General features: G+C 68.3%; 14 protein-coding genes. 5 read left to right on the forward strand and 9 right to left on the reverse strand.

Going from position 1 to position 17,687, the window contains the following annotated elements; all coding sequences use genetic code 11:
• The first annotated feature begins 511 nt into the window (after positions 1-511).
• Positions 512-1,480, forward strand: a complete 969-nt coding sequence (locus ACFY3V_RS32695; protein WP_389778839.1) for a ferritin family protein — start codon at positions 512-514, stop codon at positions 1,478-1,480.
• Between the two features lie 131 nt (positions 1,481-1,611).
• Entirely contained in the window at positions 1,612-2,091 is a 480-nt protein-coding gene (locus ACFY3V_RS32700) for a DUF2231 domain-containing protein (protein WP_362904018.1), read from the forward strand.
• Between the two features lie 202 nt (positions 2,092-2,293).
• On the opposite strand, the gene ACFY3V_RS32705 is transcribed toward ACFY3V_RS32700, so the two are convergent.
• Positions 2,294-3,397 (reverse strand): hypothetical protein, encoded by a 1,104-nt coding sequence (locus tag ACFY3V_RS32705; RefSeq protein WP_389778841.1) that lies wholly within the window; start codon positions 3,395-3,397, stop codon positions 2,294-2,296.
• 198 nt (positions 3,398-3,595) lie between these two features.
• Here ACFY3V_RS32705 and ACFY3V_RS32710 point away from each other — a divergent pair, with 198 nt between their 5' ends.
• A complete protein-coding gene (locus tag ACFY3V_RS32710; protein ID WP_389778843.1) occupies positions 3,596-4,129 on the forward strand; it encodes a hypothetical protein in 534 nt (177 codons plus the stop codon).
• A 143-nt stretch (positions 4,130-4,272) separates the two neighbouring features.
• On the opposite strand, the gene ACFY3V_RS32715 is transcribed toward ACFY3V_RS32710, so the two are convergent.
• The 8 genes from ACFY3V_RS32715 to ACFY3V_RS32750 form a co-directional block, all read right to left on the reverse strand.
• Positions 4,273-5,607 carry a DUF4407 domain-containing protein gene (locus ACFY3V_RS32715; protein WP_389778845.1) on the reverse strand — a complete coding sequence of 445 codons (1,335 nt, stop codon included), beginning with the start codon at positions 5,605-5,607 and terminating at the stop codon, positions 4,273-4,275.
• A complete protein-coding gene (locus ACFY3V_RS32720) occupies positions 5,600-6,724 on the reverse strand; it encodes a hypothetical protein (protein ID WP_389778847.1) in 1,125 nt (374 codons plus the stop codon). Before ACFY3V_RS32720 ends, ACFY3V_RS32715 begins: the two co-directional genes overlap by 8 nt.
• Positions 6,721-8,751, reverse strand: coding sequence for a hypothetical protein (locus tag ACFY3V_RS32725; RefSeq protein ID WP_389778849.1), 2,031 nt, complete (start codon positions 8,749-8,751; stop codon positions 6,721-6,723). The genes ACFY3V_RS32720 and ACFY3V_RS32725 overlap by 4 nt, the downstream gene beginning before the upstream one ends.
• The gene (locus ACFY3V_RS32730) at positions 8,735-9,661 is read right to left on the reverse strand and encodes a hypothetical protein (protein ID WP_362904007.1); all 927 of its coding nucleotides are present in this window, start codon (positions 9,659-9,661) and stop codon (positions 8,735-8,737) included. Before ACFY3V_RS32730 ends, ACFY3V_RS32725 begins: the two co-directional genes overlap by 17 nt.
• A 103-nt stretch (positions 9,662-9,764) precedes the next feature.
• The gene (locus tag ACFY3V_RS32735) at positions 9,765-10,433 is read right to left on the reverse strand and encodes a Crp/Fnr family transcriptional regulator (RefSeq protein WP_362904006.1); all 669 of its coding nucleotides are present in this window, start codon (positions 10,431-10,433) and stop codon (positions 9,765-9,767) included.
• 796 nt (positions 10,434-11,229) lie between these two features.
• Entirely contained in the window at positions 11,230-12,447 is a 1,218-nt protein-coding gene (locus tag ACFY3V_RS32740; protein ID WP_362904004.1) for an aminopeptidase, read from the reverse strand.
• 375 nt (positions 12,448-12,822) lie between these two features.
• Positions 12,823-13,185 (reverse strand): VOC family protein, encoded by a 363-nt coding sequence (locus tag ACFY3V_RS32745; protein ID WP_362904002.1) that lies wholly within the window; start codon positions 13,183-13,185, stop codon positions 12,823-12,825.
• Between the two features lie 62 nt (positions 13,186-13,247).
• A complete protein-coding gene (locus ACFY3V_RS32750) occupies positions 13,248-14,249 on the reverse strand; it encodes a sigma-70 family RNA polymerase sigma factor (protein ID WP_389778853.1) in 1,002 nt (333 codons plus the stop codon).
• A 127-nt stretch (positions 14,250-14,376) separates the two neighbouring features.
• On the opposite strand from ACFY3V_RS32750, the gene ACFY3V_RS32755 reads away from it, so the two are divergent.
• Both ACFY3V_RS32755 and ACFY3V_RS32760 read left to right on the forward strand, forming a co-directional pair.
• Entirely contained in the window at positions 14,377-15,000 is a 624-nt protein-coding gene (locus ACFY3V_RS32755; RefSeq protein ID WP_389778855.1) for a maleylpyruvate isomerase family mycothiol-dependent enzyme, read from the forward strand.
• A gap of 277 nt (positions 15,001-15,277) precedes the next feature.
• Positions 15,278-17,584, forward strand: a complete 2,307-nt coding sequence (locus ACFY3V_RS32760) for a polysaccharide lyase 8 family protein (protein ID WP_389778857.1) — start codon at positions 15,278-15,280, stop codon at positions 17,582-17,584.
• The last annotated feature ends 103 nt before the right edge of the window (positions 17,585-17,687 follow it).

Consider the following 17,687-nt stretch of genomic DNA (forward strand, 5'->3'; position numbering starts at 1 on the left):
CATCGGTGGAGATGCCATGGCCGCCGCAGTGGACCCCGACCCCGTGGTGATGACGGCGAGGAATGCCCCGGCGGCCATCACGGTCTTCATGGAGCGTCGCTTCATGCGTCCCCCTAACGCCGATTCGACACCTGACCTCCACGGTAACCTCGCTGCCCTGACCGGCCGACGTGCAGGTCCGACGGTCCTGAGTGTCCGTCCGGAGCCGCGCACCCTTCACGTGGGCCCCGACCGCAGGCCGAATCCCCTGGCGCCGCTCGGGTCGGCCTTCGCGACGGCCGGATGCTCGGCACTCGGCTTCGGATTTCCCGGAGACGAGCTCGTCCAGGCGGCGTCACGCAGAGTCGCCGGCGTACGCCCCCCGAAGGTGCTTCGCCCCGCGCATGGGGCACGCTTTGCGTTCGGCCCGCATGCTTCACCTGGCTTTGCCGGGACGACCGTTACCGACCACCCGCTCCAGGTAAGTCCTCTCCTGATGGCAGGAAACAGCCGCACCAGGCGGGAGGTCGAAATGATCACCTCGTTCGCACGCGCAGTCGTCACCGGCGCGTTCACCGTCGCTCTGAGCGTGCCCGTCGGCGGCGCGCTCGCCGCTTCCGCCTCACCGGTGGACCCACCGAGCCCGCAAACCCAGAAGGACCTCGAACAGTCGATGCGCGGTGAGGCGTTCGCCAACGCCTCCTACCGCCTGTACGCGGCCCAGGCCCAGCGGGAGAAGCTGCCGTCGGTGGCCCGCCTGTTCGAGCGCACCGCCAACGTCGAACTGGGCGAACACTTCAAGGAGGAGGCCCAGCTGAGCGGCCTGGTCGGCAGCGACGCCGAGAACCTGCGTGCTGCGGTGGCCGGGGAGACCTACGAGTCCAGGCAGATGTATCCCGGTTTCGCGCGGCAGGCCAAAGCCGGCGGCGACAGCCGGGCGGCCGCCCGCTTCTCGGAGGCCGCCCGCGACGAAGGCAGGCACGCGCGGGCGTTCGAGGCCGCGCTGCGCGCCGTCGAGTCCGGCGAGGGTACGGTGCCGAAGCCGCCGAAGGCCGACAAGGTTCGGGTCCCGCAGGGACCGCCCGAGGTCCGCGCACAACAGACCAAGGCCGATCTGGACGCGGCCCTGCACGGTGAGGGGCTCGCGTACGCCAAATATCAGCAGTACGCCGAGCACGCCAAGGACCCGGCCGTGGCGAAACTGTTCCGCGGCACCTCCGACGTGGAGCTGCACGAGCACTTCGCCGCTGAGGCGAAGCTGGCCGGGCTGGTCGGCGACACGCGCGCCAACCTGACCAAGGCCATCGCCGGCGAACAGTACGAGTCCCGGACCATGTACCCGACCTTCGCCAAGCGCGCCGAGGCGGCGGGCGACAGCCAGGCGGCCGCCCGCTTCTCGAACAACGCCGAGGACGAGGCCGGACACGCCCGCGCCTTCCAGCGAGAGCTGGATCGGCTTCCCGAGCAGCCCGAGCAGCCTCCGGCGGCGGACTCACAGTGAGGAGATGACGGGCTCCGGCCGCTTGACGCCGGAGGCCACAGAAGTCATGGCCGCCGGCACCGCCCGCGGCCATCGGCGCTCCTCACCGGTCGCGATCCGGCACCCGGCGTCGCGCGAGACAGGAGACGGACATGTTCTTCGGCCTGCCGCTGCACCCGCTGGTCGTGCACGCCGCCGTCGTGTGCCTGCCGCTCGCGGCGCTCGGCACCATTTTGATGGCGTTCTGGCCCGCGGCGGCGCGGCGGTTGTGGCCGGCGGTGCTGTTCGTCGCCACCGTCGCGCTGATCGCCGTGCCGCTGTCGATCAGCAGCGGCGAGACGTTGGCGGACACGGTCGGGGAGAACGCGCTCATCGAGGCCCACGAGGAGCAGGGCGAGCAGGTGCTGCCGTTCGCCATCGTGCTCTGGCTGGCCGCGCTGGGCCTCTCCCTGGCGACCCGGTTCATGGGACACGGCAGGAACTCACCCCGCGAAGGCGCCGTCACGCGACCGCGGTGGTACACCGGTGCGATGATCGTCCTGGTGATCCTCGCCCTGGTCGGCGGTGTGGGAGGCACCGTCGCCATGGTCCGGGCGGGCCACAGCGGAGCCGAGAGCGTCTGGAGCAAGTGAGTTCCTGAGGTCCCCCGGTGGCCCGGACCTCGGCGCCGGGCCATCAGGCTCCCGAGTTCGGCAACCGGGGAAATCTCGGTCGCTTGTTTTCCACATCGACTTCCAGTGCTGTGGCATCGTCCCCGACGAAAAAGAGGAGGGCTTTCCTGCCGAGAGCCCGGCCGTACGGTCCGGCTCCGGTTTCCGCCGGAGACGAGGACGCTCAACCCCGGCTGTTCAGGGTCGCCAGGTCCAGGACGTGGTAGCCGTCCGCCGTCTTCCACTGGAGGTACCGGGCATTGGAGATCCTCACCTCATCCGTTTCCCGGCCCGGTAGGCGCACCGCGGTCCGTGTCCGTGCGTCGAGAAGCCATCCGGCCCCGCCCTCACGCCACGCCGCGAAGCGCCCGTGCCGCGAGATGCCGATGTTCCTGGCATTCGGGCTCAGGCCGGCGACGGTGCCGTCGTCGTACTCCAGGCTGTCCCGGTTCCTGCCCACCCGGGCGATGTACGAGGCCGGATCGGGAGCGCCGCGCCCGGCCCCGTCCAGGCCGTGGCGGGCCGGCGGCGAGCCGGTGAACTCCCCCGGATCCGACGAGTCCGCCACGACAGGGGACCTCGCGAGGAAGGTGTCGCCCTCCCAGACGATGTCGTACAGTCCGCGCAGCCAGAGCCGTGGAGTCCTGTCGCCGGGCCCCATGCGGTAGACGCCCACGTCTCCGGTGGCGCCGGTGACGCATCTGGAGAAGTAGAGCTCACCCCGATGGAACTGCAGGTCGACGGGGTATCGCCAGCCGGTCCCGCAGTGTCCCCCGGGAACGCCCCAGGTGTTCAGCATCTGCCGGGTCAGGCCGGTGCGCATGTCGGTGACCTCGAGAATCCATCCGCCCGGCTCGTCGTTTCCGAGGACCTTCACCACGCGGGTGCCGTGCGCCGCCGCGGCGACGGTGTACGACTCCCTGTTCTTGCGCTGCAGCAGCGTGCTGCGGCCGGTGGCGGGGTCGAGGATGTCGACGTGGTCGAGGTACGGGAGGTAGCGGGAGAACCTGCGGACGATGAGCCGCCCGTCGGGCAGGGCACCGACGACGGAGCGGGACATCGTGTCCTTGGTGGGGATCCACAGGATCCTGGCCCGCCGATAGACCCGCGCGAAAGGCGTTTCCGCCTTCAGAACGGGAGGGGGGACGGGCGGGGGCGTCTCCGGAAGGCCGACTCCGGAAGGGAGGATCGGAGCCTGCTCCTCGGTGGCCGACGGCGGTACGGCGGGCCCGCAGGCGCAGACTCCCATCAGCAGCACGACCGCCATCACGCGGAAACGGTGCTTCACCCGCGTCCGTTCCCCTTTCCGCCGGACCGGCGTGACATAAAACGACAAACACACCTTAAGAAGAACGAGTTCGGAAATTCCGCCGATGCCACTGAAACCTCGTCAGTGAGTTTCCGAACTCCGGTCCTCCTCGCACCGATGTTCCTTGTCGCCGAGCCGACGCTTATCCGATGTGGTGAAATATGCCGAATGGAGCGCGTGAGGCAACTGGTGGGCGAGATGCTGGTCTACTGTTTTGTGGCCGTTCTGCTGACCGGAGGGTTTCTGGCCTTCTTCTACGTGCCCAGCGGTCAGACGGTGATCTACAGCGGTCCTTACGAGCCCTTTCGGGGCATTCCCATGAGTGCCGCCTACGACTCGCTCCTGAACCTCAGCTTCGACGTGCGCGGTGGCCTGCTCGTCCGGAAACTGCACCATACCTCCTCGGTCCTGCTCGTCCTGGGAACAATCTTCTGGGTCCTGCTCGGCCGGCTCCGGTACGCCTTCGCGGCACTGGGCCTGGGCCTGCTCGCCGGACTCTCCGGTTACGGAGCCGCTGACGACCTGCTGTCGGGCACCATCCTCGGGAAACCGCCCATCCCCGTCTGGTACGGCCTGCACCTGCTGGTCGCGGTGGCGGTGGGCGCCGTGCTGGTGATCTCCTCACGGAAGGAAGCCGCCCGACAGCCCAGGACGCCGGCCTTCATAGCCCTGGGCATCGGCCTCACCGTTCTGGCGATCTTCTATCTCTAGAGGGGCGGGAACGCACGACGGCGGTCCCCGACGGTCCGGCGAACCCGGCCTCGTACCGGCTGACCGAAGGACACGTCGCCCCAGGAAGTGACCCGTGGTGTCCGAAGAAGGGGCCGCGGTCGAGGGGGTGGAGTTTCCGGTCCTCATCGATGTGCGGGCATCGAGCTCATGAAGGTACGGGCGAGGCGGTCGATCTCTTCGTCCTTGGAAGCCTCGTCCACGCGCTGATCCCGGTCGATCCGGCCGCGTGCGGCTTTCAACCGGCGCTCTTCCTCGCGCAGTTTGATCTCGTACTCGCCGGTCCTCTGCCGGGTGGTGAAGTTCAGTTCGGCCTCGTGGCAGGCCGAGCCCGCGCGCAGCTCCTGGGTGAGAAGGCGGTCGTACTCGGTCTTGCCGTTCAGCATCTTCGAGATGATCGGCATGCAGTCGAGCAGCACGAAGATGACGCGCAACAACCAGTGGGCGAAGTTGACCATGCCGCTCTGCGCTGCGACCGTGCCCAATGCCTCCCATCGTTCAAGCAGGCCGATGTGGGTGTAGGCCCGTTTCTTCTCCTCGACGCGCTCGGTGATCTTCTTGCTGATTACCGCCGCGCGTTCCGTTTCCGCACTGGCGCGATCGGCCGCGAGAGAACCGAACTTCTCCTTGAGTCTCGCCACCTCCTCCTGCTGCCGGGGGATGTTGTGGTTGGCGACGAAGGTGGCGAGCTCGTTGTTTCTGACCTTGCACTCGGGGCCGTTGCCGGGCACGCCCGTGGTCCAGTTCGGGACCTTGCGGCCGCCGTAGCATTCCCGGTCGCGGCGTTCCTTCAGCTTCTCCTCCTCCTTTGTGTCCGCTGCCAGCCGATCTTCCGCGGCCTTGAGGAGGCTCTGCTGCTGCGTCATGTTGTCCTCGACGGCGAATGCCCGGTCGCCGCCGTCGAGGACGAAATCGGCGCAGTCGACACCTCTGGGATCCGGTCCCTTAAGGGGGTTGCACTGTTTGTACCGGCTCTCCGTCATGCTGATCACCTGGTCGCGTTCCGCCATGATCTGCCGGTCGAGCCGTTCCTGAAAGATCTTGAGGGTCAGCGGCTCGGCGATGAAGACGCCGATGGCGAGGGCGACGGCGAGCCGGACCAGCAGGTTGCCCCAGCGGGACCAGCCGTCGCTGTCACCGGCGAGGCTGGTGATCAGAAACCGGTCGATGTTGGCGATGTTCAGGCCCCACAGCGCCGCCACCGGCAACAGATACAACGGAGACGCCGAAAAAATCAGGGTCAGCGCGCCCAGCAGGGAGGCGCCCGCTATGAGCGCGGTGCTGGCCACGATTCCGCCGAGACTGGTGTAGCGGGAGCGTTCCTGAGGAACGCTCGCGAGGATTTTCTCGTCGACTCCGGTGAACCGCCGGAAGAACCTCCCGAGATCGGGCCTCTCCCGACGCCGGGGGTGTCGTCTGTGCTGCTGGGCCGCCTTGGGACCGTGGAGGATGTCAACCACGGACGTCCTCCTCCATGAAGAAGTCGTCGTCGTTGTCGCCTGCCGTCACCTCGGCCTGGGCCTCGTAAGCGGGCCTTTCGAGGTCTCTCACCTCCGCCTCCGGCTCGACCTCGTCGAAGGTGGCGAGCAGCTCCTTGCCGGTCGTCTCGTTGAACAGGCCCTGGGCGATCGCCGCCCGGACGACATCGGCCCGGGCACGGGCCTGAACGACCTGCAACTCGTGTTCCTGCTGGATTCCGCGCTGGGTGGCGCTGTACTCCCGGTCGCCCAGGGCGGCGTAACGATCGGCGATCTGTTGTCCGCTGAGACCGGGAACGGTGACGTACAGGCCGTCGGCGGCGCCGGGACCGCTGTTGAGGAGGTCCCTGATCTTCTTGGCCCCGGTGATCTGCTGATCCCGGTCGAGGGCCGCCTCCTGCCGGGTGAAGTCGTTCGCGCTGTGGCCCTTGGTGTGCAGGTAATCCTGCTCGTCGAGCTCGTAGTCACGATCGAGCTTGCGTTTGACGTCACGGAGGCCGTGTTCGCCCCGGATGTTGTGCAGGCTGGTCTCGTAGTGTCGCCGCCCCTGGGCGATCTCGTCGGGGGCGTGCACGTTGAGGCCGGAGAACTCTGCCGTCATGCCGGGCAGCACACAGGGCACCACGGTCGTGTACGCCTTCACCTGGGCGTGCACGAGCGTCCACAACTCGTGAACCTCGTGCAGCCCGTGGCTGCGGCCGAGTTCGAAGAGCTTGTGGTAGGCCTGGACGTAGGTGACCAGGTGCTCGGTGACGTCGGTCAGACCGGCGCGCACCACCTCGATCGGCTCGTCGACCGTGCAGCGGAAGTGGATCGAGACGGTGAAGTCGTGGGCGCCGGAGGAGTTGATCGGCACCCGGATCGTGGTGGGGTGATCCTTGGTCATGTCCACGACGCTGACGCTGGCGGCGTGCAGCACGTGCGGTTCGTCGCCGTGCAACCGCCGGTCGCCCAGCACGAACGTGCCGTCGTACTCGAAGACGAGCCGCTGGTGCGGAAGCTGGCGGGGGAGGCTGGAGATCGGCCGCCGGGGTTTGCTCAGGAACCCTTGCCTGGCGACAGGATCAAGGGAGACCTGGCTGATCACGGGGTAAGTCATGGACGCTTTCCGATGGTGTCGAGGGACAGAACAGCCGGGCTCAGGAAGACCCGGAGCAGCGACAGGAGAATCTCCAGCCGGTTCTCGTCGGTGTCGCGGGAGATGGCATAACGCCGCAGGTCATGGGCGAGCAGTGGCCGTTCCTTCGCGGGGAGCGCCTCCACGAGTGCCGCGAACAGGGCGTGGACCCGGTCGCGGTCGTCGCCGTCGCGGTCGTCGAAGGCGCAGACGGCGTCGTACAGGGCGGTCAGCGCGTCCTTGCGGTGGGGGCGCTTGACGAGAACCGCGGACCAGAGTCTGGCGAGAGGGACGGCCGAGGCGGGGCAACTGCGCAGATGAGCGGTGACCGTGGGAGTCCCGACGCCGTCCGCGCGAGCCGACAGGACACTCAGGATGGCCCGAATCAGCGGATCGACCGCACGGCCGATCCGTCTGTCGTTGCCGATCTGGCGGGCCAGCCAGTCGAGCATCGGCAGGGCGTTGCCGGTGGCCTCGGTCAACGCCGCGAACAGACGGGCGAGCGCGATCTCCGCGTGCCGGACGGGCTTCTCACTGCCCCTGATCTGTATCCAGAGCATCCGGACCGCCTCCAGCGGGAACCGGATGCCCAGCTCACCGGACCAGGCGAGGGTGGCGGTGAATTTGGGTCTGGCGGCGGACGCCCTCGTCCACGAGCTGACGGTACGCAGCACCTCCGGACGGGTCGTCTCGTCCAGGCACAGCCACGAGATGGCCATCGCGGCGGTGGCCTGGCTGCGCATCACGCCTCTTCCACGGGCCCACGGGGTGAGAAAAGCACTCTCGACGTACGAGTAGTCCGAGACGGAGGCGAGAACCGCCACCCCCCTGGCGATCTCCGCCTGCGCGCTCGGGTCGCGGAGAGCCGCGCACTCATGGAGCCATTCGGTGACCGGCTCCCACAACCGCATGCCGTGCCGCCGGTACAGCTCCCGCATCACGTGCGTTCGATGACTCGGGACCCTGAACTCCAGCCTGCGCCCCGGCGACAGGCTGAAAAGGGAGCCCTCCGCCACCCGAAGCAGGCGGCGGCTCGGCATCGGATCGTCCGCGGAAACGGTGACCGCACCCTCGGCGCCGATACCGGCGATCGACTCCAGCCGGGCGAGCAGCGACTCGAAGCCGGCTTCGGGAAGGCCGGCGGTGAAGGCCATGGCGGCCATCTCGAAAAGTTCCCCCCGAGTACGCGGGCCGTCGAACCAGGCGACCACATCGCGCCGCCCGGCCGACTCCAGCCTGTCGAGCGCGTTGTCCAGCGAAATCCCCGACGCCAGATCGCGCGCGAGTGTCACCACGTCGGCCATGGCGTGGTCGGCGGTGATCTGTGCGGCCGCCTCGTCGGCGACCTCGGGCGCCACCCGGTGAGCCAGCAGGACGTCACGGGCCGGCGGCGGGCGCCAGGCGATCCGGTCTCCCTCCGGCAGCGAGGTCGCCGTCGCCGTGATCACCAGGTAGGCCCCGGCGTCGCGCACCCGGCGCCTGATCTCCCGTACGTGGAAGTCGGCGATGTTTCCTTCGACGTCGTCCTTGGGCCAGTCGCACAGCAGGTAGCCGTGGGCTTTCCGGTATTCGCGGGCGGCCAGCTTCTCCAGCGTGTAGGCCGGGCTGAGTTCCACCACCTCGCGCCGTTCCGCGACGAAGTCCTGAAGCAGGTTGAGCGCCGCCGTCCGGCGGCCGGTGCCGGCAGTGCCGATCAGGGCCACCAGGTTGCATCTGCCCAGTTGTTCGGCGGCGGCCTCGTAGGTGGTGTGGCGCACGTGGCGGGTGCGGGTCTCCGCCATCTCGTCGGCGGACACGGGTCCCGAGGTGCGGCGGGACCTGGGGCGAGCACCCGAGATGCCGAATGAGGCGTCTCCCACGTTGCCGTGAATGTGGTTGATGACGGTCTGGAGCTGGGAGACCTGCGCGAAGCCCTCGTCCGTCGCCTCGGCCTGATCGGTCAGATCCACCGACGTGGCCGCCTCGCCGATCAGGACGCCGTCGGGCGGCGAATCAGTTTCGGATACCAAAGTTGATCTCCTCCCCGGAGATGGGAGCGGTGATCATGTTCACGGTCATCTGCTCGGCGTTGAACTGCTGCGCGAACTTCTTCGCGGTGGGGTCGGCCCGCACCAGCTTCTCCAGGGACTCCAGCAGGTCGTCCCGCGACTCCGGGGCGGCCGGCTGGCCCTGCTCGGACCGGAATTTCTTGATCTTCGCGAGCAGTCTGCGTGCTCCGCCCAGGCCGGTCTCGGTGCCGTAGGCGCCGAGACGCTCGATGGCACCCCCGGCGATGAGAGCCCACAGGGTGTCGGCGACCTCGGGCAGGTTGTCCATGTCGAGAGTTCCTCTCTGAGCCAGGTCTTCGGAAGGAATCCACATCCAGGCGATCTCGGTGCGTTCCTTGGTCGGTACTTCCAGCCGGGTGAACGCCTCCGGCCGGTAGGAGGTGTGGAGCTGTCGGACGACGTCCTCGTAGAGCCGATCGGTGAGGATCAGCACCAGGTCGGCGCGCGGGTTCACCTGCAGGGCGGTACGGGCGGCCTCCGCGTCGAGCAGCCGGGCGGTGGTCACCACGACCTGGCCGACGAAGCCCATCGCGCCGCGTTTCACGACGCCGTGGCCGATCGCGACGCGTATCCGCAGGCGGGCGTCGTCTCGGCGTTCGCGGTTGTGGTCGTGGAGCGCCTTGCGCACCCGGTGGACCAGGTCGTCGACGACCCGAAGCTCGCCCTCCCTCTCGGGGATGACGATGACCTCGCCGTCGCCGGCCTCCTGGCGGGCCCAGGTCTCGCGCCGCAGGCCGGCCTCTCGTGCGCCACGGTCCATGACCTGGGCCAGGCCCGACTGGATCGAGTCGTGCCGTAGGTCGTCGCCGCGGCCGTATCCCTCCGCGTCGACCGCCATGACCAGGCGGCGGCTGAAATCAGAATCGAACATCACGTCACCTTGTGGTTGCGAGAAAGATCCACCAGAGCGGTGGGGAGATCGCCGGGGATGAGTCTGGCGAAGGTCGCATCGCCTCAAGACGTACCAGTACGTTTTACCGGTAATTGGACAGACCGATTGGGTCGATGACGATCTTCCTGCGATGACCGGAGGCGATCAGTTCAAGCTCCTTGAAATGTCGGAAGGCCTTGAAGACGGCGTCTTTCCCGGCCCCGACAAGATTGGCGATCTCCTCGTGGGTGAGATCGACTCCCAGTTCCCGTTTGCCGCCCGCTCGGTCGATCCCATGTCGGCCGGAGAGTTCCACGAGCACGTTCGCGACCCGTACGGGCACGCTGAACTGGGCGAAGTCGGTTCTTCTGCGGTTGGCCCAGTCGAGCCGGTCGGCGATCATCCTGGCGAACGCGTTCCATGCCGCCGGATGACGGTCGAGGAAGTCGGTGAACACCTCCGCGCGGATGACGTGCACCCACATCGGACTGCACGCGGTGACCGCAGCCGATCTGGGCTCCCTGCGCAGAGCCGCCAGCTCGCCGACCACATCACCGCTGACCCGGATGCCCAATATGGCTGATCCACCCGATTTCAGGTATGCCGTCACTTTCACGCACGCGGTGATCCGCTGGCCCGGGACGGACCTCAGGAGATAGACCTCGGACCTCTCTCGGTCTCCGTGATAGATGAGCGGTTCGCCGGCCTGCCGCGGGGACGGCGGCGCGAGATCCAGGAGTTCCTTCCGCTCCTCCGGGCTGATTCTGTCCATGAGGGTGCCGACAGGCCACCTGGCGGGGATTTGATCATTTATCACGGATTAAGCGCCTTGAGTCATCGATGCGAAGCTACACCCTGGAATATGTGGTGGCCAGGTTAGATGGTTATCGGTGTAGATATTGGGCATATCGTGCGCCCTGTCGTAAAGGGCGGGCCGAAATTTCCGGGAAGCGGGACAGGATTCCTGTGATCGGCGTGACTTGGCGGAACGTCGGCACCGATTTGCGGCTTATGTGCTTCCAAGGTTGTTGTGGCTTTCTGAAGGCGAAGGCTCCTGCCTTCTCCGGGGTGCCGCCATCGCTCAGAACGCTTCGTCTTCGTGTGCGGGAAGCCGTCGGCAAGTCGGGGACCTCACAGACTCGACTGGTGATCGCGTCGGAAGGGCGCGCGAGACGCGCCCGTCGCGCGGTGGCCTCGGTCAGGGTGAACGTGCATCACGAGTAAAGCGTATCGTGAACTCAGTGCACAATAGATATCCCTGTGTCGATTCCGGAGCGGAAGGCCACGCGCGATGGGCCCCCTCGGACCCGAGCCGCTCGTCCCAAAGGGCGACTCGTCCAGGCGACGCCCAGGAGAGTCGTCGACGCACGACCCTCCGGGGGTACTTCGCCCCGCGCATGGAGCACGCTTCGCGTTCGGCCCGGATGCTTCACCTGGTTTTGCCAGGATGACCGTTATCGACCACCCGCTCCAGGTAAGTCCTCTCCTGATGGCAGGAGGCAGCCGCATCAGGCGGAAGGTTGAAAAACGATCACCTCGGTGACCGGATCCGCGGACTCGGCTTCGACTCAGACCTGCCACTCGTCGTCGCGGAGCAACTCGATCGCACCGCCGTCGTGCCCGATCCCCGTGACGGTGACGTCGGGGCCGCCCACCATGAAGTCGACGTGCACACCGGAGACGTTGACCCCGGCCGCCTCAAGCCCGGCGGCGTCCCGCTCGCGCAGGTGCTCCGGCACGCCAGGAGGCAGGCCGGCACCCCAGGCCAGATGGCAGGTGGCGTTCTCGTCCAGCAGGGTCTCGAGAAAGGTGAGGCCCGATCGCCCGACCGGTGACGAGCCGTCGACCAGGGCCAGCTCGCCCAGACGGGCCGCGCCCGCGTCGGTCGCCTGGTGGGTGCGGACCACGTCGGCGCCGGCGCTCGCCCGCACCTCTGTCACCACCCCGCCGGTGAAGGTCAGTTCCAGGTCGCGAATGACGCTCCCGTTGAGCGCGAGTGGCCGCGTCGAACGGACGGTGCCCTCCACCCGGCGATGGTCAGGGGTGGTGAACACCTCCTCCGTGGGAAGGTTGGCCTGGAAGCGGTGCCCCCGTACGGATTCGAGGCGTGCCGCGGTCCAGTGCGCGTCCGGGAGCAGGCCGATGGTCAGGTCGGTGCCCGGCCCCTCGAACCGGACAGCGTCGAGCCGCATCCCGTTCAGCACCTCCGCGCGGCCCAGCAGCTCGGTGATCCGCTGCTCCCAGGCGGCGCGGGGATCGGGCCGGTCCAGGCGCAGTATCGGGCGCAGGTGCTGCCAGAGGAGGGTTTCGTCCGGCTCCCCGAAGACCGCGCGCGCCCATTCCGCGGTCGGGCAGGGGACGATCGTCCAGCGGACGAGGTTGCCGAGTTGCAGCCGCTGCCTCGACGTGAGGTGCGGCATGCGGTCCAGGCCCGCCCGTACCGGGTCCTGCCCGGCGAGGAGGTCCGGTGCCACGGCGCCGCGGATGTTGAGCAGGACGCCGCAGTGGCGGGCCAGCTCCTCGTTACGTGCGTCCAGCCAGGCCGGGACCTCGCTCAGCGTGGCCGCGTCCGCGTGCTGAACCCGGGATCGCTTCGCATAGGGGTCGAAATACCAGATATCGGCATAGCGGGCACCTCGGGCGTATGCCGCCTCGGCCAGGGCACGTGCGAGCGGGGCGTGCTCGATCTCGGCGTTGATCAGCACCCGGTCACCGGCGACGACCGGTACGGCGACGTCGAAGACGACGTCGGCGTATCCGGCCAGCTCAGCGGCGGGAATGGCCATGGCTGTCTCCTTGGGGTGAGGTCCTGCGAACCTTGCGAGAGTCGGAGAGGAACAGCAGAGGCGCCAGCTCGTCCCCCTTTTCCCGCGACATGTTGGGATTATGAAATTTCCAACATGTCGTGGGAAAGGGGCGGCGGGCGCCACCTTGGCATCCCACTCGGTTCCTCGAATGTGGGCGCCCTTCGACCGGCGCTCCAGGGCATACCGGAGACGGGCCCGAATGATCAGCGGGTACGGTGGCCGTTCACCGCGCATCCCCTCTCTGCCGGACTCCTGTGAGACACGGACGCATGAGTCCTTTTTGCGAAGCAGGGCGAGACAGGACGACCGAGACGGTGTCGCCGTGGCGCGTCATCGCCTGAGCTGTCCGGCGTTCTACCGGAGGGACTGCGTCAGGTTGACCTTGTTTCCGTCGGGGTCGTGGACATGGGCCACCCGTTCTCCCCATGGCATGTCGTTCGACGGGCCGAGCACCCGTCCGCCGACCGATTCGACCCGGTCCAGCAGGCCGTCGACGTCGTCGACCTGCACACTCAGCAGGATCCGCTGCGGGGCGGACAGGTCGGCCGCCGCCTCGCTGACCAGCCCGAGCTCAGAGTCGCCCAGCTTCAGGCTCACGAAGAACACGGGTCCGTCGTCGGGGAAGCGGCTCACCTCCGTCGCCCCGAACAGGCGCTCGTAGAAGGCTCGCAGTCGATCCAGGTCGGGTGTGACGATGATGGGCTGGATGGTCGCCATGGTCGTTCCTTTAGTTCGTGGTGAGTAGCCGTCCACGGGGATACGCCGTGGCGTCGTGAAACTCATCGGTGTGCGGGAAACGATCGCGGCGGCGGCGAAGACGCGGCCGGAGCGCCGAAAAGCGGGATCAGTCGGTCGGCGTCCAGGTATGTAGTGATGCCGCTGATCAGACCCTCGGACACGTCCAGAAAAACCAGCCCGAAGGGCATGTGAACGCCATCGGGACCGGGTCTGGTCTGCCAGAACGCCGGCGAGCCGTTCGCCGCGGCCGGGACGAGACGCGCGCCCGCGCAGGACGCGTTCGGGTCCAGCAGCGCCTGCTCGATCAGGTCACGGCCGCGAAGCCACCAGGCGAAGGGAGGCATCGACATCGTCGCGTCCTCGTGCAGCAGGGCGACGAGCGCGGTGACGTCGTGACGCTCGAACGCGCTGCAATAGCGGGCGAGCAACTCGCGCTGGCCCGGGTCGGCGGGCCGGAACGGCTCACCGGGCATGGCGTCGACCGTCTTGAGCGTCGACCTCGCCCGCTGTAGCGCGCTGGTCACCGACGCGACGGTGGTCTCCAGGAGGTCCGCGACCTCCCCGCTCTTCCACCGCAACACGTCACGCAGGATCAGCACCGCCCTCTGCCGGGGCGGCAGGTGCTGCAACGCGGCGACGAACGCCAGCCGGATCGTCTCCCGCCGCACGGCCAGCTCTTCCGGATCGCCGTCCATCGGCAGCACGAGAGCGTCCGGAACCGGCTGGACCCAGACCCGCTCCGACACCGGCTCGCCGATGCTCGATCCGCCGTCCGCGGCCCGGCTGAGATCCATGGCCAGGGCCCGGCGTTGCGTGCTGCGCAGCATGTCGAGGCAGATGTTGGTGGCGATGCTGTAGAGCCAGGTGCGCAGCGACGCCCGTCGCTCGTCGTAGCGGTCGAACGCTCGCCAGGCACGCAGCAGCGTTTCCTGCACCGCGTCTTCGGCCTCGAAGCCGGAGCCGAGCATCCGATAGCAGTAACCGGTCAGCTCGACCCGGAACGGCTCCAGCCGGGAGCCTTCACCGGTCAGCGTTTCAGCCATTCCCCGACCGTATGCGCCGCCACCGACACATCACGCGAGGGGACCGATGACTTTCCGGCTCCGCGTTCGTACCCATACCGCGACCACGCCGTGAACGTACGCGCCGAACAAGCACGAGGAGACTTTGATGACCGAAGATCGACTTCGGGACGCACTGGTGACGGAACGCCGCGAACAGGCGGACCTGCTCGCGGCCCTGCGCCCCGAACAGTGGGATGCGCCCACGTTGTGTGACGGCTGGAAGGTCCGCGAGGTCGTCGCCCACACGACGATGCCCTTCCGTACCTCGCTCGGAAGGACCCTGGTGGAGCTGGCGAAGGCACGCGGAGACGTCAATCGCATGGCCGATCGGTGCGCCCGTCGCGACGCCGTCAGGTTGCCGCCCGAGAGACTGCTCGCCTCGCTGCGGGACAACGTCGCACATCCGTGGACACCTCCCGGCGGAGGCGTCCACGGGGCGCTCGCGCACGAAGTCATCCACGGGCTCGACATCACGGTGGGTCTGGGACTCGACCGCCTGGTTCCCCCCGATCGGGTGGCCATGGTGCTGGCCGGGATGCGGCCGAAGAACATCGCGTTCTTCGGAACCGACCTCGCGGGGGTCGCGCTGCGGGCGACCGACCTCGACTGGAGCCACGGGACGGGAACACCGCTCCGGGGGCCGGCCCAGGACCTGCTGCTCGTCCTCTGCGGGCGACGTCTGCCGCCGGGCCGGCTCATGGGGGAGGCCGCGACGCGGTTCTCCCGATAGTTCCCGAAGCCGGTGACGGCGACCGGGGGACGCTCGACCTGCTCTTGGGGGCGGCGGGTAGGCCGGCGGCTTGGGATACTCAAGCGGGTGGGACGCCGTCGGCCGAACGGGTCGGCATGTCACCGCCCGAGCCGGGTAGCGCGCGTTCCCGACGACGTCCGTACGCCCGCTCACCGCCGCTCACCGCCGCTCACCGTCAGAGGAGCCGGATGACCCACCCGCATGTCGACTTATGATCTTTTCGTCTGATATTTGCACTATTGCCGGAAGAGCCGCCATGACCCACCCCCTCAGTCGACGGTCCGCCCTGCTCGGCGCCGCGACGGTGGCGGGTCTCGCCCTGTGGGACAGACCGGCCGAGGCGGCGACCGGCACCGCCGCGTTCGACGACGCGCGCGAGCGGTGGGTGAACCTGATGGCCGGCGGGTCGGACACCTCCGCTCATACCAACACGACCTATATCGACAGGACGCGGGCACTCGAAGGCTCGGCCAACGCGGTGCTGCGCAAGCTGAACCCCGCCCCCGGCCGCCCGAGCCTGTGGCCCGACCTGCCGCTCTCGAACCCCCGGACCGGCAATTTCAACCGCTCCTACAACCGCATGCGCACCCTCGCGCTTGCCTGGGCCACACCCGGCACCGCGATGCACCACGACGGCCAGGTCGCCCGGACCGCCGTCAGCGCACTGGACTTCCTGTACGAGCACGCCTACCACGAAGGACTCGATCGGCGCGGCAGCAACTGGTACTGGTGGGAGATCGGCGTCCCCCGCGCGCTCACCGACACCTGCGCACTGCTGTACGACGGCCTGCCCTCGGGCCGCCTCGATCGCTGGCTACGCCCCCTGCACCGCTGGTGCCCCGACCCGGAACGCCGCGTCAGCCACCCCGGCGTCGTCGAGACCGGCGCCAACCGCGCGGGCAAGGCGATGGCGGTGGCGATGCGCGGAGTGCTCACCCACGACGCCCGCCTCGTCAGACGGGCCGGAAAGGCGGTCTCCGACCTGCTGCGGCCGACCAGGGGTCCGGGCGACGGCTTCTACCGCGACGGGTCGTTCATCCAGCACGACGTGTACCCCTACACCGGCAGCTACGGCGTGGACTACCTGGAGAGCGTGGCCAAGCTGATCGCCATGCTCTCCAGGTCACCGTGGGAGATCACCGGAATCGGCAACATCTACGACCTGGTGGACCGCACGTTCGTGCCGTTCGTCTTCGACGGGCTGATGATGGACTGCGTACGCGGCCGGCAGATCTCGGTACAGGGCCACCGCGACCACCACTCGGGACACAAGGCCGTCGAGGCCGTCCTCACCCTGCTGGAGACGGCACCCGAACGCCACGCCCGCCGCTGGCGACCGCTCGTCAAAGGCTGGCTCACCCGCAACCAGGCCGTCCCCTACGGCACGTACGCACCCCCGGCGAGCATCGCGAGGGCCACGGCCCTGCTCACCGACCCCGCGGTGCCGGTCGGTGAACGCACGACGGGCACGTACGTCTTCGCCGACATGGACCGGGTCGTACACCGCCGCCCCACCTGGGCGTACGCGATCTCGATGAGCTCGCAGCGCATCGGCGCCGCCGAGGCCATCAACCGGGAGAACCTGCACGGCTGGTACACCGGCGACGGCATGACCTACCTCTACACCGGCGACCTCACCCACTGGAACGACGACCTGTGGCCCACGATCGACCCGTACCGCCTGCCGGGAACGACGGTCGACACCCGCAGACGCGCCGACCTCCCACACGACCACCGCCGCCTGCCCCCCACCCCGTGGGCGGGCGGCGTGGCGCTGGACGGCGAGTACGGCGTGGCCGCGATGAAACTGATCGCCGGCGGCTCCTCGCTACGGGCCAAGAAGGCGTGGTTCATGCTCGACGACGCGGTGATCGCCCTCGGCACCGGCATCACCGCCTCCGACGGCCGTCGCATCGAGACCATCGTGGAAAACCGCAACACCCACGACCGGCACCCGTCGCTGACCCGGGGTGAGGGCTGGATCCACCTGCCCGGCGTGGCCGGCTACGCGCTCCTCGACGGCGCCGACGCGAAGGTGATCCGTAAGAAGCGCACCGGCCGCTGGCGCGACATCGACAAGGGCGCCACCACCGGAGGCGACACCACCCCCGTCACCAGGCACTACACGACGATCGTCATCGACCACGGCATCAACCCCCGCAAGGCGCGCTACGCCTACGCCGTGCTGCCCGACGCCTCCATCACGCAGATGGAGGCTTATGCGGGGCGGGTAGAGATCCTCGCCAACTCTGGAGCGGTGCAGGCCATCTCGCGTGATGGCGTGATCGCGGCCGTCTTCTGGCGAGGGGGGACCGTCGAGACCCAGGACGGGCCGCTCAGCGTGGACGGTCCTTGCGCGTTGTTGGTCCGGCGGGCGGGCGAGCGGGTACGGCTCGCGGTGTCCGATCCGTCTCGGACTGTTGAGGAGGTGAAGGTGACGTTGCCCTGGCGGGTGAAATCGGTGAGGGAGAGCGATCGTAGCGTGCGGAAGGCCAGGGGTGCGCTGAAGGTGGAGGTGGGGGGGAGTCGCGGGCACGCGCATACTGCGGAAGTGCGTGTCTGACTCTGGGGTGAATCGCTCCGATGCTCCTATGTTTGTCAAGCGGCGACGCGAAGATCGTTGCTCGTGGTGTTTGGGCTGGTGAGGACTTTGAAGAGCTCTCGGG

Source organism: Streptosporangium sp. NPDC000095, from assembly GCF_042899335.1.
Taxonomy (GTDB): domain Bacteria; phylum Actinomycetota; class Actinomycetes; order Streptosporangiales; family Streptosporangiaceae; genus Streptosporangium.

Bases quoted from the DNA above. Each gene is read 5' to 3' on its own strand.
- ACFY3V_RS32695 (WP_389778839.1), top strand. From the start codon at position 512: ATGATCACCTCGTTCGCACGCGCAGTCGTCACCGGCGCGTTCACCGTC.
- ACFY3V_RS32700 (WP_362904018.1), top strand. From the start codon at position 1,612: ATGTTCTTCGGCCTGCCGCTGCACCCGCTGGTCGTGCACGCCGCCGTC.
- ACFY3V_RS32720 (WP_389778847.1), bottom strand. From the start codon at position 6,724: ATGACTTACCCCGTGATCAGCCAGGTCTCCCTTGATCCTGTCGCCAGG.
- ACFY3V_RS32730 (WP_362904007.1), bottom strand. From the start codon at position 9,661: ATGTTCGATTCTGATTTCAGCCGCCGCCTGGTCATGGCGGTCGACGCG.
- ACFY3V_RS32735 (WP_362904006.1), bottom strand. From the start codon at position 10,433: ATGGACAGAATCAGCCCGGAGGAGCGGAAGGAACTCCTGGATCTCGCG.
- ACFY3V_RS32740 (WP_362904004.1), bottom strand. From the start codon at position 12,447: ATGGCCATTCCCGCCGCTGAGCTGGCCGGATACGCCGACGTCGTCTTC.
- ACFY3V_RS32745 (WP_362904002.1), bottom strand. From the start codon at position 13,185: ATGGCGACCATCCAGCCCATCATCGTCACACCCGACCTGGATCGACTG.
- ACFY3V_RS32750 (WP_389778853.1), bottom strand. From the start codon at position 14,249: ATGGCTGAAACGCTGACCGGTGAAGGCTCCCGGCTGGAGCCGTTCCGG.
- ACFY3V_RS32755 (WP_389778855.1), top strand. From the start codon at position 14,377: ATGACCGAAGATCGACTTCGGGACGCACTGGTGACGGAACGCCGCGAA.
- ACFY3V_RS32760 (WP_389778857.1), top strand. From the start codon at position 15,278: ATGACCCACCCCCTCAGTCGACGGTCCGCCCTGCTCGGCGCCGCGACG.